The organism is Clavibacter californiensis (assembly GCF_021952865.1).
Lineage (GTDB): Bacteria > Actinomycetota > Actinomycetes > Actinomycetales > Microbacteriaceae > Clavibacter > Clavibacter californiensis.
Map to the genome: position 1 here is coordinate 1,788,620 of NZ_CP040792.1, position 15,646 is coordinate 1,804,265.

At 67.7% G+C, this 15,646-nt stretch carries 17 protein-coding genes and 1 pseudogene; 13 read left to right on the plus strand and 5 right to left on the minus strand.

Annotated elements, in window-relative coordinates; translation table 11 throughout:
* Position 1 precedes the first annotated feature (1 nt).
* The 5 genes from FGD68_RS08730 to FGD68_RS08750 all read left to right on the plus strand — a co-directional run bounded on the left by FGD68_RS08730 (position 2) and on the right by FGD68_RS08750 (position 6,266).
* Positions 2-736: a hypothetical protein gene (locus tag FGD68_RS08730; RefSeq protein ID WP_119372213.1), complete on the plus strand. Its 735-nt coding sequence runs from the start codon at positions 2-4 to the stop codon at positions 734-736.
* A gap of 244 nt (positions 737-980) precedes the next feature.
* Positions 981-1,313, plus strand: coding sequence for a hypothetical protein (locus FGD68_RS08735; protein ID WP_119372214.1), 333 nt, complete (start codon positions 981-983; stop codon positions 1,311-1,313).
* 284 nt (positions 1,314-1,597) lie between these two features.
* Positions 1,598-3,076, plus strand: a complete 1,479-nt coding sequence (locus tag FGD68_RS08740; protein WP_119372215.1) for a right-handed parallel beta-helix repeat-containing protein — start codon at positions 1,598-1,600, stop codon at positions 3,074-3,076.
* A gap of 80 nt (positions 3,077-3,156) precedes the next feature.
* Positions 3,157-5,922: a phage tail tape measure protein gene (locus FGD68_RS08745; protein WP_119372216.1), complete on the plus strand. Its 2,766-nt coding sequence runs from the start codon at positions 3,157-3,159 to the stop codon at positions 5,920-5,922.
* A gap of 20 nt (positions 5,923-5,942) precedes the next feature.
* Entirely contained in the window at positions 5,943-6,266 is a 324-nt protein-coding gene (locus FGD68_RS08750; RefSeq protein WP_119372217.1) for a hypothetical protein, read from the plus strand.
* 284 nt (positions 6,267-6,550) lie between these two features.
* Here FGD68_RS08750 and FGD68_RS08755 read toward each other — a convergent pair whose 3' ends face one another.
* From FGD68_RS08755 to FGD68_RS08775, 5 genes are all read right to left on the minus strand, one after another.
* Entirely contained in the window at positions 6,551-6,946 is a 396-nt protein-coding gene (locus tag FGD68_RS08755; RefSeq protein WP_119372218.1) for a hypothetical protein, read from the minus strand.
* Positions 6,947-6,989: 43 nt separating this feature from the next.
* On the minus strand, positions 6,990-7,547 hold the full coding sequence (locus FGD68_RS08760) for a hypothetical protein (protein WP_119372219.1): 558 nt from the start codon (positions 7,545-7,547) through the stop codon (positions 6,990-6,992).
* 70 nt (positions 7,548-7,617) lie between these two features.
* Positions 7,618-7,899, minus strand: a complete 282-nt coding sequence (locus FGD68_RS08765; protein WP_237609364.1) for an HIRAN domain-containing protein — start codon at positions 7,897-7,899, stop codon at positions 7,618-7,620.
* A gap of 299 nt (positions 7,900-8,198) precedes the next feature.
* The gene (locus tag FGD68_RS08770) at positions 8,199-8,795 is read right to left on the minus strand and encodes a hypothetical protein (protein ID WP_119372221.1); all 597 of its coding nucleotides are present in this window, start codon (positions 8,793-8,795) and stop codon (positions 8,199-8,201) included.
* Positions 8,796-8,827: 32 nt separating this feature from the next.
* A complete protein-coding gene (locus FGD68_RS08775) occupies positions 8,828-9,160 on the minus strand; it encodes a hypothetical protein (protein WP_147361590.1) in 333 nt (110 codons plus the stop codon).
* Between the two features lie 90 nt (positions 9,161-9,250).
* Between FGD68_RS08775 and FGD68_RS08780 the strand changes: the two genes are divergently transcribed.
* The 8 genes and pseudogenes from FGD68_RS08780 (at position 9,251) to FGD68_RS08815 (ending at position 15,561) form a co-directional block, all read left to right on the plus strand.
* Complete coding sequence (locus tag FGD68_RS08780; RefSeq protein WP_119372223.1) at positions 9,251-9,607, plus strand: helix-turn-helix domain-containing protein; 357 nt, start codon at positions 9,251-9,253, stop codon at positions 9,605-9,607.
* 49 nt (positions 9,608-9,656) lie between these two features.
* The gene (locus FGD68_RS08785) at positions 9,657-9,899 is read left to right on the plus strand and encodes a MerR family transcriptional regulator (protein WP_119372224.1); all 243 of its coding nucleotides are present in this window, start codon (positions 9,657-9,659) and stop codon (positions 9,897-9,899) included.
* A gap of 26 nt (positions 9,900-9,925) precedes the next feature.
* A complete protein-coding gene (locus FGD68_RS08790; protein WP_147361591.1) occupies positions 9,926-10,564 on the plus strand; it encodes a hypothetical protein in 639 nt (212 codons plus the stop codon).
* A 150-nt stretch (positions 10,565-10,714) separates the two neighbouring features.
* Positions 10,715-11,695: pseudogene (locus FGD68_RS08795) on the plus strand (CpaF family protein); the annotation flags it as partial.
* Positions 11,692-12,555: a type II secretion system F family protein gene (locus tag FGD68_RS08800; RefSeq protein WP_119372226.1), complete on the plus strand. Its 864-nt coding sequence runs from the start codon at positions 11,692-11,694 to the stop codon at positions 12,553-12,555. The pseudogene FGD68_RS08795 and the gene FGD68_RS08800, both read left to right, overlap by 4 nt.
* Positions 12,552-13,583: a type II secretion system F family protein gene (locus FGD68_RS08805; RefSeq protein WP_237609365.1), complete on the plus strand. Its 1,032-nt coding sequence runs from the start codon at positions 12,552-12,554 to the stop codon at positions 13,581-13,583. The genes FGD68_RS08800 and FGD68_RS08805 overlap by 4 nt, the downstream gene beginning before the upstream one ends.
* 548 nt (positions 13,584-14,131) lie before the next feature.
* A complete protein-coding gene (locus FGD68_RS08810) occupies positions 14,132-14,650 on the plus strand; it encodes a hypothetical protein (protein ID WP_147361621.1) in 519 nt (172 codons plus the stop codon).
* Positions 14,647-15,561, plus strand: a complete 915-nt coding sequence (locus tag FGD68_RS08815) for a VIT1/CCC1 transporter family protein (RefSeq protein WP_147361620.1) — start codon at positions 14,647-14,649, stop codon at positions 15,559-15,561. Before FGD68_RS08810 ends, FGD68_RS08815 begins: the two co-directional genes overlap by 4 nt.
* Positions 15,562-15,646 lie beyond the last annotated feature (85 nt).

A 15,646-nucleotide genomic window follows, 5' to 3' on the forward strand; every position in this document is an offset into this window, starting at 1 on the left:
CATGCCCGTCATCGCCGGCTTCGAGATCCCGCCCAACCTCAACACGCCCACCTCGATCCAGCAGCAGGCGTCCGAGCTGCAGAACACGTTCGAGCGCGACACCCTGCCGCCCATCCGCGCGAACCACACCCTCTCCGCCGAGGGCAAGAAAATCCTCATCGCGAACGCGTGGATCCCCGTCCTCGAGGGAGTGGCCCGCCTGCAGGAGAAGGAGCGCACCGAGTTCGACCGCGCCATCACCCGCACCGAGACCGCCCTGTTCGGCACTATCGCCGGCAGCACGGACGTCATCTCCACTCGGGACGCGTACGACCGGGTCGAGCAGATCCCCAACACGGCCGACGGGGAGCGCGACGCCACCAAGCTGCTCAAGCGCGCGACCACCACCAACGACGCCGGCCTCGTCCGCGCAATCATCGCCACCGCCGTCAGCCGCGGATGGACCCGCTTCCTCAACGACTACCGCGACGCCAACACCGGTAGCACCGGAGCAGTCGAGGACTACCTGCAGCTGCGCACCTACGACCCCGACGCCTCGATGCTCGCCTGGTACGTGTACAAGACCAAGGCCCCCACCGAGATCGCGAACATGACCATCGCCGGCATGCGCGAGCTCGTCGCAGGAGGATCGACCCGCAACCCCGCCGACGTGTACACCGACGTCATCCGCGGCCCCGAGATCACCGACTCCATCCGCGACGAGTACGCACGCCAGCAGGCCAACGCCCGACGCTGACCACGCCCATGACGCAGCAGCTCACGACCAGCCCAAGGGGTGGGGCATGCCTCCCCCCTCGACTCTCACGTAACACCGACGGTGAACAGAACTTCTCCGTGTACGGGATTGGGGGTCTCAGCATCCGCCCCGGATCGCGCCCGTATCGAGGCTGTGAGGCGCTTGCGCAGGCCGCGGGACCGGACGTTGCACGAGCCGCTGCTGAAGCGGCACAGGGCCACACAGAGCGGGCACGGAGGACCACGTGAGCAACCGCGTCTGCTCGGCACACGGATGCCCGGAGCTGTACCCGAAGAGCGAGGGCCCCCGCTGCGCCACGCACCGCCGCGAGCACCACCGCGCACGCGGGACGAACGCCGAGCGCGGGTACGGCAGCGAGCACACCAAGCTCCGAACCTCATGGTCCGCACGCGTCGCCACCGGCACCGTCAAGTGCGCACGCTGCAACCGCACCATTGCCCCCGCAGCACCATGGGCGCTCGACCACACCGACGACCGCGAGAACTACCTCGGGCCCTCGCACAAGCGGTGCAACGACAGCGCCGGCGGCACCAAGGCACACGCACACCCCACCTGACCACCAGCCCCGCTCTCCGACCCACAGGGGGGTGGGGGCCACCCCGGCCTCCGAGACCACATTCGAACCGCCGGAGAACCCTGCCAAACATGCGCCGGGTTCAAAGTTTACGGCCCCCTGGTCACTGAACCCGCTACTTCCCTCGTATTCAGAGGCATCCGGGCCTGCTGGGCCCTTCCTGAGAATCGCCGCAGACCGCACGAAAGGCACACCATGAACGACACCGCACCGGGAGGCTCCGTGAACGCGGCAGGCCGTACCGAGGTTCGCACCCTCACGCCGGAATGGGCGGCGGAGCTGTACCAGCCCCGAGACGAGCCCGTCCCCCTGACGGTCTACGCGCGTCCCGACGGCACCCCGTACATCAAGGTGAGGCACGCATGACCTGGCCGGGGATCACGGTGAACGCTGAGGGCCGCAACGAGATCGACATCCTCACCCCACAGGTCGCAGATCTGCGCTTCGCCGCCCAGTACGCGCCTGTCGCCACCGGCCAGGCCGCAGCGCTTGCCGCGCTTGCGTCGCTCTCGAAGGTCATCCGGCTCACGCCTGGCGCCACCTACGCCATCGACGCGCCGGTGGCGCTGGGAGCGGGGACGACCATCGAGGGGAACGGCGCCACCATCGCGCTGACCCGCAAGGGGTCGATCACTCTCGGGGACCGGTCCAAGCTCCGCGACGTCTTCTTTGTCAACCAGGGCCTCACGGGCTTCGTCGGCGGCGAGCGGTGTATCACCATCCAGGGATCGGGAGTCGAGGTCACCGGCTGCACACTCGGTGGCCAGGGATACCGGATGGGTATCGTCATCGAGTTCGTCAACGCGGCCGGCGCCAGCATCGCCGGAGCATGCGACAACGTCCTCATCGAGCGCAACCGGTTCGAGAACACCGCGTTCGGAGTCCTCAAGCAGGGCGGTCCCTCGAGCGCGTACGCCAGCGCCCACGGGCTACGCATCATCCGGAACGTCTTCAAGACCATCCGCCGCGGCGACGCGATAGAGCTCAACGCCGGCGCGGACACCGGCGTGCTGATCGACGGCAACATCATCGACGACGTCACGGCGAACAACACCGTCAACGCCGGCTTCGGGATCGGCGTCGCCGGCCTCGGCGCCTACAGCGCGGCCGAGTCCGAGGCGTTCCGACGCTTCCGCATCGTGAACAACATCATCACGAACTGCGAGATGCAGGGCATCCACGCGGAGAAGAGCGCAGCGTTCACCATCACCGGGAACCACGTCGAACAGACGTCGACGACCAGGAAAGGCACCGGGCAGGGCATCGTGACGTACGGGTCCATGAACGGCGACATCACGGACAACTACGTCGCCGGATTCGACTACGGCATCGAGGACATGATGGGCGTCACCGCGAACGCGTACACCGTCGCCACCGACCGGAACAGGATCTACGCGAACCGGGTGCGGGACTGCGCCACCGGGGTGCTCGTCGAGCTCGCGGGACTGGGCAAGTCGGTATTCGTCGACCGGAACGTCCTCACGGACTGTGCGGTCGGGATCCGTCATCGGGGCTCGGCGAACACGTCCTTCACCGGTAACCAGTTCATCGACTGCCCGACCCCGTTCGCGCTCGACCTGAACGCCGATGCCTTCGCCAACGTCGCCGCCTCTGCCCGATCGCTGGCCCTCGTCGGCAACCTCGCGGTGAGCTACAAGGGCGTCGCGATGTCCAACACCTATGCGCACCTCGCCGGCGCCGTCATCAGCGGGAGTGGCAACAGCTTTCCCCTGCCGTCGGCGTAGCCCGACCCTCATCTCCCGGCGCCGCACACGCGGGGCGGCGCCGGGTCCCCACCTCACCGTGACACGAGCAGGAGTAGGGCATGGCGGACAGGTCCGTATTCGTCACCATCGGCGCGAAGGTCGACGGCTTCATCACCGGGCTCAAGAAGGCCCAGGAGCAGACGACCCAGTTCTCGAACAAGCTGGCAGTCCACGTCCAGAAGAACGAGCAGGCCTTCACCACCGCGGGCACCGGGCTTGTCGCGCTCGGCGGTGTCGGCGTCCTCGCGGCCGGTGCGGCGATCGCGAAGTACGCCGAGTTCGACAAGGCCATGTCCGAGGTGCAGGCCGCCACCCACTCCGCCGCCGAGGAGCAGAACGTCCTCCGGGAGGCGGCCCTCGAAGCCGGCGCCAGCACGAAGTACTCCGCCACTGAGGCAGCCGGCGCCATCGAGGAGCTCGCCAAGGCCGGCATCTCCACGGCCGACATCCTCAGCGGCGGGCTGTCCGGAGCCCTGGACCTGGCCGCGGCCGGCGGGCTCGGTGTCGCCGACGCTGCAGGTATCGCGTCGACGGCGCTTACCCAGTTCAAGCTCGCCGGGTCCGACATCCCCCACGTCGCCGACCTCCTGTCCGCGGGTGCGGGCAAGGCCATGGGGTCCGTGCAGGACCTCTCCGGGGCCCTCAACCAGGCCGGCCTCGTCTCCTCCCAGACGGGCCTGTCCATCGAGGAGACCACCGCCGGTCTCTCCGCGTTCGCGTCCGCGGGCCTCCTCGGATCCGACGCCGGCACGTCCTTCAAGTCCATGCTCCAGCGGCTCACCCCGCAGTCCGCAGAGGCCCAGGCGGCCATGGACAAGCTCGGCATCTCGGCGTACGACAGCCAGGGCGAGTTCATCGGCCTGTCCGAGTTCGCCGGCAACCTGCAGACGTCCCTCGCCGACCTCAGCGTCGAGCAGCGCAACAGCGCCCTCGCCACGATCTTCGGCTCCGACGCCGTCCGCGCTGCCTCCGTTCTCTACTCCGAGGGCGCGTCGGGCATCGCCGACTGGGAGGGGAAGGTCAACGACAGCGGGTACGCGGCCGAGACCGCCCGCATCCGCATGGACAACCTCGCCGGCGACGTCGAGAAGCTCGGCGGGTCCTTCGAGACGAACCTGATCAAGAGCGGCTCCGGCGCGAACGACGCCATCCGTGGTCTCGTGCAGACCACGACAGGGCTCCTCGACCTCGTCGGCGGCCTCCCGGCACCTGTCCTCTCCGCCGGCACCGCGATCCTCGGCATCGGGGGGTCGATCGCCCTGGCCGGTGGTGCGGCGCTGGTGGCTGCTCCGAAGGTCCTGGCCTTCAAGGAGGCCGTGAGCCTCACCGGCATCAAGGGCAAGGCGGCTGCGCTCGGTGTCGGTGCGTTTGGTGGGGCAATCGGCATCGCCGTGCTGGTCATCGGTGGCATCGTCAGTGCGGCTGCTGATGCTGCCGCCCAGGTGTCCGAGCTGTCTGACACCTTCGATGAGTCGACGGGCGCCATCACGGAGCTCACTCGGGTGACGATCGCCAAGCGCCTGGCGGACGACGGCGTGTTCGAGACGGCGAAGAAGGCCGGGATTGGGCAGAAGGAGTTCACCGACGCGATCCTCGAGGGCGGCAAGGCCCTCGACGACGTGCAAGACAAGATCGACGCATACGGCACCACCTCGCTGGTGCCGTGGTCGGAGAAGGACGCCGCCGCCCGGCAGCTGTCGGGCGCACTCGGGGAGCAGTCGGACCAGCTCGACAAGGCCAAGGAGAAGAACGAGAACCTCTCCGCGGCGACGGAAAGCAACACCGAGTCCACGCAGTCCGCCGCTGAGGCGTACCTTGCCGCGGCTGACGAGGCGGCAGGGGTCGTCGACCAGATCAAGCAGCTGATCGACGCGACGAACGAGGCGAACGGGGTCGGGCAGGACGCGGTCTCCGCGAACGCCAGCTACCAGAAGTCGCTGCAGGACGTGAAAGACACGATCCAGAAGGCCAAGGAGGGCGCCGAGGGGTACTCGACCTCCCTCGACGAGACCACGGCCGCAGGATCCGCGAACGCCGCCATGCTCGGCGGGCTCGCTGACGACTCGCAGAAGGCCGCGGCTGCGCAGTACGACCTCGACGTCAAGACCATGTCCGCGAAGGACGCCACGGACAAGTACAAGGCGTCCCTCGAGTCTGGTCGGCAGACCCTCTACGACAACGCGCTGGCGCTGACGGGGAACGCCCAGCAGGCGCAGGCGTTCACGGACAAGGTCTACGGGATCCCGTCGCAGAAGTCGTTCCAGCTCCTTGCGGACACGGCGGCCGCGGCGAACGAGGTGGACACGTTCTTCCGGACCTGGAACGGCCGCCGCATCGTCATGCGAGTCGAGACGACCGGCGCCGCGAACCCGGTGCAGGGCGGTGCCGCTGGTCCACGGGCGATCATGAAGGCCGACGGCGGTGTCGTCGACTTCTACGCCGCCGGCGGCATCCGTGAGAACCACGTCGCGCAGATCGCGAAGGCCGGCACCTGGCGGGTCTGGGCCGAGGACGAGACCGGGGGAGAGGCATACATCCCCCTCGCCGCATCCAAGCGCGCACGGTCGCTCGAGATCTTCAAGGAGACCGGCCGACGCCTCGGTGTGCAGGAGTTCGCCAACGGAGGCGTGTACGCACCTAGGCCCGTCTACGACCGCCCCGCGCAGATGTACATGACCGCCCCCGCCGTCGCCGTCGCGCCGCAGTTCAACGTGATCGTGCAGAGCAAGGGAGGCATCGACCTCACGCAGTACATCGACGTCCGCCTCGAGCGGGCCGACGCGCAGGCTGAGCTTGCTGGCCGGATGGGAAGGCAGGTCCGCTGATGGTGAGGAACACTGGTCACATGAGCGACGACACCCCCACGGAGCCCGACCACCTCTCGCTCCTGCAGGGCACGGACGGAGAGCTGTCCGTGCAGGCCGAGGGGCACGTGGAGCGGGTGAAGGCCCTCACGGCGCAGCTGATCGTGATCGGCCCGGACGAGGCCGCCTACGCCGCGGTACGAGCGGCCGTGCGGGATCCGGCGCTCGAGCGGGAGTACGCCAAGTCGGTGGCCATCGAGGCGGTGGAGCTCGCGGCCAGGTACACGATCCGGGAGATGCCGATCGCGCTCGTTCCCGTGTTCACGACGCGGATGCATCGGCTCATCATGGCCACCCGCATGTAGATGCAGGGAAGCCCCCGACACCACCTCACGGGAGGGGTGTCGGGGGCTTCTGCTGTTCCTGGGCGCCTACATGTCGGCATCCTCGTCATCGTCGTCCTGGGGGCCGTACAGCTCCCTGTCCGCCTCGATGGCCCAGTCGTCCCATTCGGTGTCGCGCATGTGCGCCTCCATTCATCTCGGAGGGGGTGTTTCCGCCCTCTCCCCGTACTATCGGCCGAACCCCACAGGAGTTCGGATGGAGAGAGCGCCAGCGCGACACCAGCTGCTCAGACAGGGCGCGGAGATCAGACTTCGGTGCAGTCCTCGCCGTTGGTGGGATGGCCCGCGAGGACGAAATGGGTCCCGTCGGCCTCCATCACGGACACGTCGGTGACACCGGGGATGGCCTTCGCCTGCTCGCAGAGGGCGAGTGCCTCGAGTGCTTCGGGGCTGCCGTCGTCACCGCGGGGGTCGACGATCGTGGTGTCGAGCTTCAGCCGGCCGGGCTCGGTCTCGGTGGCCGCAGTGACAGATCCGCCGACGAGGGCTTGCGCCGCAGTGGAGATCTCGGAGTCGGCTGCAGGTGCGGACGTGGCGGGGGCTAAAGCGGCGGGTTCGGGTGCGGCCTCGGTGGAGCATCCGCACAGGGCGAGGGTTGCGGCGATGAGCAGGGCGGGGAGTGCGGGCAGAGCGCGGGTCAAGAGATCTCCTGGTTTGGGGTGGCGGGTGCGGGGCGGACGGGTGCTACTGCGTGTACTCCTCACAGCCGGCCGACGTGTCTGCGGACAGGTTGAGACGCAGGCGCACGCGCTGTGCCGCCTCACCTGAAGCAGGGTCGTCTGCAAAGGCGATGGTGTTCAGAACCTCGAGGGACGGTGCAGCAGCCAGCGAGTCGTAGGTACCGGCGCCGGCCAGCATGCTGTCCCGCACGAGCGCAACGTCCTCGGCCACGGTGTCGGGCCACACGAACATCGGGTCATCAAGGATCTGCGCGGCTGCACGAGTCGCGTCCCTTCCTTCCGCTGCCGCTGTGTTCATGACCGCGATGGGCTGGTTGGGGACCCGAGATGCTTCTCCGAACTCCCGGTCCTCCTTGTTGCTGCCGCAGACCGCTGAGAGGTAGCGGGCGCCTGCAGCTTCCGTGGTGAGGAGCTCGGGAGTGGGCGTCGGGCTGGGAGTGGGGGTGGGGCTGGGTGCTGTCGTTGCGGCTGCTTCGGGTGCAGCCGGCGCGGTGGTGCAGCCCGCCATGGTCAGCGCGAGCATGAGCGCGAGGGCGGGCAGGGTGAGGGCTGTTCGGGTCATGGGTCCTCCTGGGTCCCGTCGAGCGTACGGAGCCGCGACGAGGGCGCCCAGGCCCCTGTTCGGGTTTGCGTCAGCCGGACGCGGCCACGTGCGCTCGGAGTGCCGGCAGCGTGGGGAGGTCGACCCAGAGCTTGATGGAGGCCTCGGTCACGGATGCTCCGTCGACGAGGTAGGCGTCGGCCCCAAGCCGGTCGAGCAGCGGCCCCAGCGACCCAGCCTTCGACGAGGACGCGTAACCAAGCTGCCGTCCCTTCCCGTACACCGCGACCGCGTTGACGTCGGCACGATTATCCGGCTCCCGCACGAGGAGGTACTGCGTCCCGCCGTAGATTTGCCGGTCCGGTCCGAGCACACGTAGCTGCTCCCGACGACGCGAAGTCGACGGGCCTCGAGGTGGCGCAGGTCCATGATGTTCAGCTGGTCGACGTGCAGGTCAGCGCGCCGGCGCGCAGTGGCCGCTCGAGGGACGCCAATGGTCTCGACCACCACGCGAGGAGGCGCTGCCTCAGCCGTCGCCTCGCTCTTCTTCGTCCCGGTCAGGCGCGCCCACAACCCCATGCTCGGAGCGTAAGCGTGCACGGGCGTCACCAAGCGCCCCAGATGGGGGCTCATGCTCGCGACTTCAGGGCTGCCTCCCGCGGCAGCGTGGCGCTACTGCCCGGTGACCCACCTGGCTTCCGCACGATCGACCAGCTGACGCAGCCCATCGAGCCACGGACGGATGTCCTCGAAGACGTTGAAGCCATCAGGGGCGTCGGCGCTCGTCAGGCGCGCGTGCAGGAACTCCGGCGTTGAGGAGTAGACGACCGTCTCCGTGCCGTCTGGCAGTACGACGTCCCACCCGGAGCGGCCGAGAGGATCGCCGTAGAAGCGACGTACAGCGCCGGGTGGAGGTGTCGGCTGCGGGGTGTTCGAGCTGAGATTCGTGATGGTCGCGGCAACGACCAGCCCCGTGGCGCCCTGCTTCTCGATGAGGTTGCGGAGCTCCTTGAAGTACTGGTCCCGCTTGCTTGCTCGTATGTCTTTCATCTCCTCGTCGTACCAGGCGGTGAAGGCCGGTCCAGCGAGGTCCTTGTTGCTGAGGTTCTGCAGGATGAAGGTGACGCGCCTGCCGTTCATGATGGCGTTCTGGAGGCCCATGTCAGCGTCGTCGCCGCGGGCGAGGAAGAGCTTGGCGCCCTCATCTGCGAACCTCAGCGCCTGCCGGGCGGAAGCGATGACGGAGCGGGCGTCGCGGTGAAGGCTCATGGGGTGACCGTACCGCCCGCATCCGACGCCGGCTACTGCTCCATGTGGCCCGGGTCCCGCGGCTCCCAGGGGTCTCCGTTGCGCCACACGCGCCGTGGAGGCGGCAACGCGTCCCGGTGCTGCAGCCACCACACGTACGCAGCCTCCGCGCTGCTGAAGGGCCCGTGCGAGCCGTCGCCGAGTCGCGGCGTGAGGATCCACCCGTCCCAGTCGAGGACGAGGGTCGCGAGGTGCCGGCGGGACGGCCACGCGGTCGACCGGTCCTCGATGCTCGCGCCGCCCGGTGATGTCCGGTACAGCGCAGGCCCTACGGGCGCGCCGGCGGGTGTCGGGGTGGAGGAGTCGCGGCGCACCTTGTTCGTCATGCCAGGAGGCTACGAACGGGCGCCGACACCGCGGCTGGTGGTGCAGATGTGCACCAACATGGTGCGTCCCGATTCGGGCACTCTGGCGGGATGTCTGACCTCGAGACCATCATCCAGAAGCTCGTCCGCCAGGAGCTGCAGGAGCAAATGCCCGTCATCATCGCGCGAGCCCTCGACGAGGACCGACGTGCACACACCGAGGCGGAGCAGGCGAGCGGTGGCACCATGCCCGACCGCATGAGCGTGAAGGAAGCCGCGGCGGCCGCCCGGAGGCACGACGCGACGATCCGCGTTGCGCTCGAGGGTGGAGAGCTCCACGGCGTGCAGCGAGTCGCCCGTGGGAAGTGGATGATCGAGCGCCAGTGCCTCCTCGCGTGGATGGAGGGCGACCCGTGCATCCACAAGCAGAACGTCTCGCCGCTCCGCCCGCGACGGCCGAAGAACTGACGCGCACGATCGTTGCGTGAACGCCGGGCTGGACGCATAGAATCTGCGCATGGAGAAGGCTGAGCTGCTGTCGATGAAGAAGGCGGCGCAGCGCGTGCACCGCACCGAGCGCACCATCCAGAGGTGGATCAACGAAGACGGGATGCGCTTCATCTGGAAGGGCGGCCGCAAGATGATCCGCCTCGAGGACCTGCTGCTGCACTACCGAGCGAACCTCAAGGCGAACCCGGCCCGGCAGAAGCTGCACCCGCTCGAGTCGAACCCGATGCGAGGCGTCGTCGCCGGTCGCTGAGGTCTCTGCGGGGCTACCGTCTACGGGTGAACGCACACACCCTTGGATCGTGGTTGGACGTCCTCACGGACATCCTCATCCCCGTTCTGGCCATCTACATTCCCACCCGTCTCGCGGTCAGACTCGCGAAGGCGGAGCGGTTGGCGGCAGACGCTGCTCGCATCGAAGACAGGCGACTCGACGCAGAAGCACGGGCTGAGGATCGCCGCTTGGCTGTGGAGGCTCGCGATGAGGACCGTCGACTCGTGAAGGAGGCGCGCGACGAAGATCGCCGCCTTGAGCAAGAGGAGGACCGCGAGCGGCAGCGACAGGCAGGGGGAGCGGCCGCGCTGGAAGCCATGGAGCAGCTCCTGAGAGTGGCTCAGGAGCGCGAGGACTTCAAGCAGAGAGAGCTCCTAGTCCCGATGCGCTCTCTCCTGCTGGAGATGGGCTTGAAGCTGCGACCACATCATGCCGTGGTGAACCGCTGGGCGCTGGCCGACATCAATGCCGTGCTGCAAGTCACTGACGTGAGAGACGACGACGGGCGGCCCTTGCACATGGAGGAGATACAGGACCGCCACTCCGCGTTCAGTATCCGGATCTCACAGTGGCGCCTTGGCCGCACGCCTGACGCGTGGTTCGAGGGCCGCGAGGTGAAGCCCCTCGGCGAACCGCCCATGTAGTAGTCACGCCGACCGTCCACGGAGCGCAATTCGTCAGCCGTTCGTCAGCACACCTCGCAGCGACCACATCCAGTCATCAACGGCTGAACCCCACATCCCCGGAATCTCGGCATAGTCAACACCTGCCGTCGACAGCCAACACCCCGGCGGGAGTTCTGGATCAACGCGCCGACCCGCGTCTTCGTGGCGCGGGCCGGCGTCCCCGAGCTGACGCCGCTCGTCCTCAGCGATGCGGAGGTGCGCGACCTGGTCGAGCGGATGCTGCAGTCCTCCGGGCGCCGCGTCGACCTCTCCACGCCCTTCGTGGACGCCTCCCTGCCCGACGGATCCCGGCTCCACGTGGTGATCCCCGACGTCACGCGTCGCCACTGGGCCGTCAACATCCGCAAGTTCTCGCGGCGGATCCGCGAGCTCGACCACCTCGTCGCCCTCGGCAGCCTGCCGCTCCAGGCCGCGGAGTTCCTGCGCATGAGCGTGCGTGCGGGCCTCTCCATCGTCGTCAGCGGGGCGACGCACACGGGCAAGACCACGATGATCGACGCCCTCCTGTCCTCGGCGCGCGCGTCCGACCGCATCGTCACGGTCGAGGAGACCTTCGAGCTGGATCCCGCGGGACGCGACGTCGTGGCCATGCAGTGCCGGCAGCCGAGCCTCGAGGGCTCGGGCGAGATCACGCTGCGGCGGCTCATCAAGGAGGCGCTGCGGATGCGGCCCGACCGGCTCGTGGTCGGCGAGGTGCGCGAGGCGGAGTGCCTCGACCTCCTCATCGCGCTCAACTCGGGCGTGCCGGGCATGTGCTCGATCCACGCGAACAGCGCGCGCGAGGCGCTCGTCAAGCTCTGCACCCTGCCGTTGCTGGCCGGCCGCAACATCGACTCCGCCTTCGTCGTGCCGACCGTAGCCAGCTCGGTCGACCTCGTCGTGCACCTCGAGGTGCTGCCGTCCGGTGCCCGGCGGGTGGTCGAGATCCTCGCCCCCGGCGGCCGCCATTCGGGCATGGTCATCGAGGCGAGCTCGGTGTTCGCCCTGGAGGACGGGATCCTGACCGCCACAGGAGGCCAGCCCGCGCACCTGGCCAAGTTCCGCGCGGCCGGGCTGGATCCGCTCCGAGTCCTGGTGGGCGCGCCGTGAGCGTCGCCCTCGGGCTCGCGCTCGGCGCCGGCCTCGTGCTCCTCATCTCGCCGCGCCTGTGGCCCGCCTCGCCCGACGGGTCGGCGAGCGCCCGGGGGCTGACCGCGTCCGTGCACGACCGCCTCACCCACGCGGGTCTCGCTCGGGTCTCGGTGAGCTCCTTCCTCGCCGTCTCCGGGCTGGTCGGCCTGGCCGCGGGCGTGCTGGTGGAGGCGCTCCTCCGCGTGGACGGCGCCGCCCTCGCCGCGGCGGCGACCGGACTGCTGCTCCCGTGGGCCGTCGTCGGCGCGCGATCCGCGGCACGTCGTCGAGCCCATCGCGAGGTGTGGCCCGATGTCGTCGACCACCTCGTGAGCGCGGTCCGGGCGGGCATGGGGCTGCCGGATGCGGTGGCGTCGCTCGCCGTCGCGGGTCCCGCGGTCCTCCGGCCCGCCTTCCGGGACTTCGCGTCCGTGCACCGCACGACGGGCAGCTTCGCCGTGGCGCTCGACGAGCTCAAGGAGCAGCTGGCGGATCCGACGGCCGATCGCATCCTCGAGACGCTGCGGATGGCACGCGAGGTGGGCGGCACGCAGCTGCCCGACGTGCTCCGCGGGCTGGCCCGCTTCCTCCGGGAGGAGGCCGCCATCCGGAGCGAGGCCGAGGCCCGGCAGTCGTGGGTCGTCAACGCGGCCAAGCTAGGCGTCGCAGCCCCGTGGATCATCCTCGCCCTGCTGTCCACCCGGCACGAGGCCGTCGCCGCGTACGACACCGCCGCGGGCACCGTCGTGATCGTCGTCGGGCTCGTCGTGTCCGCCATCGCGTACCGGCTGATGCTCGCCCTCGGGCGGCTGCCGGAGGACCGGAGGTGGTTCGCATGACGGGCGTCGAGTCCTGGGGCGCCGTCCTCGGCCTCGTCGCGGGCGTGGGGCTCTGGACGATGATGGGGGCGGTTCCCCGGTTCCGCCGCGCTCGACTGCTCGACCGAGTGGCCCCGCACGTCCTCGACGTCTCGGAGGGCGCCCGGCGGCACCTCGCCCTCACCACCGTCCACCCGCTGCCCGTGCTCGGCACGCTCGGTGCCCCGGCCGTGATCCCGCTGAGACGCGGCCTCGCGCGCGTGCTCGGCGGCACGGAGCGCATCGAGCGGATGCTCGGACAGTCGGGCTCGGGCGAGGACGTCGAGCGGCACCGGTCGCGCCAGCTCGTCGGCCTCGTCCTCGGGGCCGCCGCGGGCATCGTGATCGCCGCCCTGGTGGGCGGCGCCGCCGTCGTGGCGGGAGGGCTGCCGCAGGCGCAGCTGGCCGCCGTGCCGTTCGTCGCGGCCGTCGCCGGTCTGGTCGCCTGCGACACCGCGCTCGAGCGGCGCGCGAAGCGTCGGATCGCGCGCATCCAGGCGGAGCTGCCCACCGTCCTGGAGTTCCTGGCACTCAGCCTCGCCGCGGGGGAGGGCCTGATCGACGCGCTCCGCCGCGTGGCCCGCGTCGGCTCAGGGGAGCTCGCGGCGGAGCTGGGGCGCGTCGTCGCCGACGTCGGCACCGGGATCCCCGTCACCCGAGCCTTCGACGACCTCTCCCGACGCCTCGCGATGCCCGCCGTGTCGCGTCTCGTCGACCAGCTCGCCGGATCCCTCGAGCGCGGCACACCGCTCGCGGAGGTGCTGCGCGCACAGGCCCAGGATGCGCGCGAGGTCGCCAAGCGCGAGCTCCTCGAGAGCGCCGGCCGCAAGGAGGTGGGGATGCTGGTGCCGCGCAAAATTGCGAAAAGGTACTCTTACTCCAAGAAGCGCCGACCCGCGAGCTCCGAGGCAGTCTCCACGCGATCCACAGCCTTCGAGAATAGATCCGTCCTGCGCCGGCTGTCGTACGGCTCCTTGGTGAGTTCGACTAACTTCTCGACTGCTTCCTGAAGTCCGTTCACGACAAGAGCGACGACCTCTGCGTCATCCGAGCACTTCTGCGCTTCGGGCAGGTACCGGTTGATGCGAGCAATGACGTCTATGTAAGCGTTTCGTGTGTCCGTCTGCGTGGCGCCGCCTGCTTCTGCAGTCTGTGCTTCGTAAAGGGAGGGAACGATGTTATCTAGCTCGGTAAACTGGCTCATAAGGTTGAAGCTACTGCAGCGGCGCGCTTTCCGCAGTGCCCTTACTTGGGGGTACACCGGCTGCGGTAACGCTCGATACTTGGCCATACGCTGGAGAGCCTGCTCCGCACGACCGGCTCAGACCGGCGTCGATCTGCCAGACGCTGACCCTCTCTGGGGGCCCGGTACAGATCTGCGTCTGTAGCAGCTGCCTCCCCGGGGCAGAGGACTCTGCTTGGAAGGTTCGCGCGGTGTCGCGAGCTTCGAGAGGGGTCGGGCGCTCTATGGCTCAAAGTTGTCGAAGGTATGGACACTACCAACTGCGCCTGATCCGGCTATAGTCTTCCTAGTGATCCGAGGGGAAGCAAGTTGGCGATGTTCGGGAAGAACAGCAAGTCCCTGACACCGACGTCAGGTGACGGCATAGCAGTAGCCCAAACCGACGATGCGCTGCCCATCGATACCGTGTCTGTGGTGATCCCAGGTATCTCCGCAATTGAATTGCCCGAGGCGCGCGAGGCTTTTGAGGTTGGTATCAAAGCGTTTGGAGATCGCATGATGACCGAGGCTGAACGCCTCGAAGCGGTTCATCGTAATGACACGTCTCCGAAGGCTCAATTCACGACCAAAATGATCGTCCTAGCGGAGGCGGGGGCGCGAGATATCGAGTATCGGGAGTCCCCTCGCCGCAAGTTACCAAAGTGGGTACTTCCCGTCGAAGTGGGCCAGTACTTTTTCACAGCCCTCTTTGGCGTTGCGGGCGGCGCTGCTGTCGGAGATCGAGAATGGCTCTGGCTCGAGCCCAGTAACTGGGGTGTTGTCTGTTTCTTCTCACTCTTGCTTGGCATTATCTTCACAGTGACCGTTCGACAGGGCCGAAAGGACTCCCAATGACTTTTGACTCCGCGAGCGCACGAGACGGCGAACGTCGGCTGACTCCAGCAGCCCGCGAGTCGCTGGACGAGTTGACTGCAGCGTACCGGGCGCGCCTTATCGAGCAAGCACTGGCTGAAACTGCCAAGCGGGAAATTTCCGCCATCGACTTGATGCGGTCGGTTTACGCCGATCCGGAAGTGGATGAACTGATGCAACTGCGCATCCGAGCGGAGGAAGAATCTCATTTCTCACGGTATATTCTTAGGTATGCGCGCCTAACTTCGTCCGTAGCCGCGGTAGTCAGTATTATTGCCGGAGGCCTAAGCGTCCCGCTGACTGCGACTATATTCGACATGGACCCAACTGGTGGTGTATCTTTGGTATTCACCACCGTCTGGACACTTGTCGCATTCGCAATAGTCAACTATGTGTTGTTCAGTGACGGCCGCAAAAAGGCTGCGATGCACAGGGAGCGAGCGGATCAAGTCATTGCGCGGTCCGTGGCTTTGCATCGTCGTTCGGTCAGTACGACTGCTCATAGCGCGCTTCGCGGAGACGAAGCCAACGTCCAATTCATGCGCGCGTGGAGCTCGCTTGAACAACAGCTGGAGGAGCTTGCCTCGCGCGTGCTGCCCGACACCGGCCGTCGCTCTATAGGTACGATCATCAAGCAGCTTACCTACGATGGAACATTGACCGAAGACCAGGCGTACCATATCAAACAGATGCTCACCGTCAGAAATGACCTGGTTCACGGCCAGCTGTCAAAAAATGTCGAGCTGCGCGATCAACTGCGAGAGATTGCTACGATTAATGACATGCTCGCTGGGCTACTTGACGTCGCGGCAACTCTTGACGATAAAGAAAAAGCGTCTTTAACCGTCAAGCGCATCGTGGCAAAATGGAAAGACGATCAGCCTGAGCGTTAGAGGCTCTTAGGCCACACGGGCTTACGGCCCGGCGGCATGTCCAGTCGCTTGCCATCCGTCTTCCTGGAAAACGTCGATTCAGGGA

Coding starts and splice junctions, on each gene's coding strand:
- FGD68_RS08730 (WP_119372213.1), top strand. CDS start 2: ATGCCCGTCATCGCCGGCTTCGAGATCCCGCCCAACCTCAACACGCCC.
- FGD68_RS08740 (WP_119372215.1), top strand. CDS start 1,598: ATGGGCGGCGGAGCTGTACCAGCCCCGAGACGAGCCCGTCCCCCTGAC.
- FGD68_RS08745 (WP_119372216.1), top strand. CDS start 3,157: ATGGCGGACAGGTCCGTATTCGTCACCATCGGCGCGAAGGTCGACGGC.
- FGD68_RS08750 (WP_119372217.1), top strand. CDS start 5,943: ATGAGCGACGACACCCCCACGGAGCCCGACCACCTCTCGCTCCTGCAG.
- FGD68_RS08760 (WP_119372219.1), bottom strand. CDS start 7,547: ATGACCCGAACAGCCCTCACCCTGCCCGCCCTCGCGCTCATGCTCGCG.
- FGD68_RS08770 (WP_119372221.1), bottom strand. CDS start 8,795: ATGAGCCTTCACCGCGACGCCCGCTCCGTCATCGCTTCCGCCCGGCAG.
- FGD68_RS08775 (WP_147361590.1), bottom strand. CDS start 9,160: ATGACGAACAAGGTGCGCCGCGACTCCTCCACCCCGACACCCGCCGGC.
- FGD68_RS08780 (WP_119372223.1), top strand. CDS start 9,251: ATGTCTGACCTCGAGACCATCATCCAGAAGCTCGTCCGCCAGGAGCTG.
- FGD68_RS08785 (WP_119372224.1), top strand. CDS start 9,657: ATGGAGAAGGCTGAGCTGCTGTCGATGAAGAAGGCGGCGCAGCGCGTG.
- FGD68_RS08805 (WP_237609365.1), top strand. CDS start 12,552: ATGACGGGCGTCGAGTCCTGGGGCGCCGTCCTCGGCCTCGTCGCGGGC.
- FGD68_RS08810 (WP_147361621.1), top strand. CDS start 14,132: ATGTTCGGGAAGAACAGCAAGTCCCTGACACCGACGTCAGGTGACGGC.
- FGD68_RS08815 (WP_147361620.1), top strand. CDS start 14,647: ATGACTTTTGACTCCGCGAGCGCACGAGACGGCGAACGTCGGCTGACT.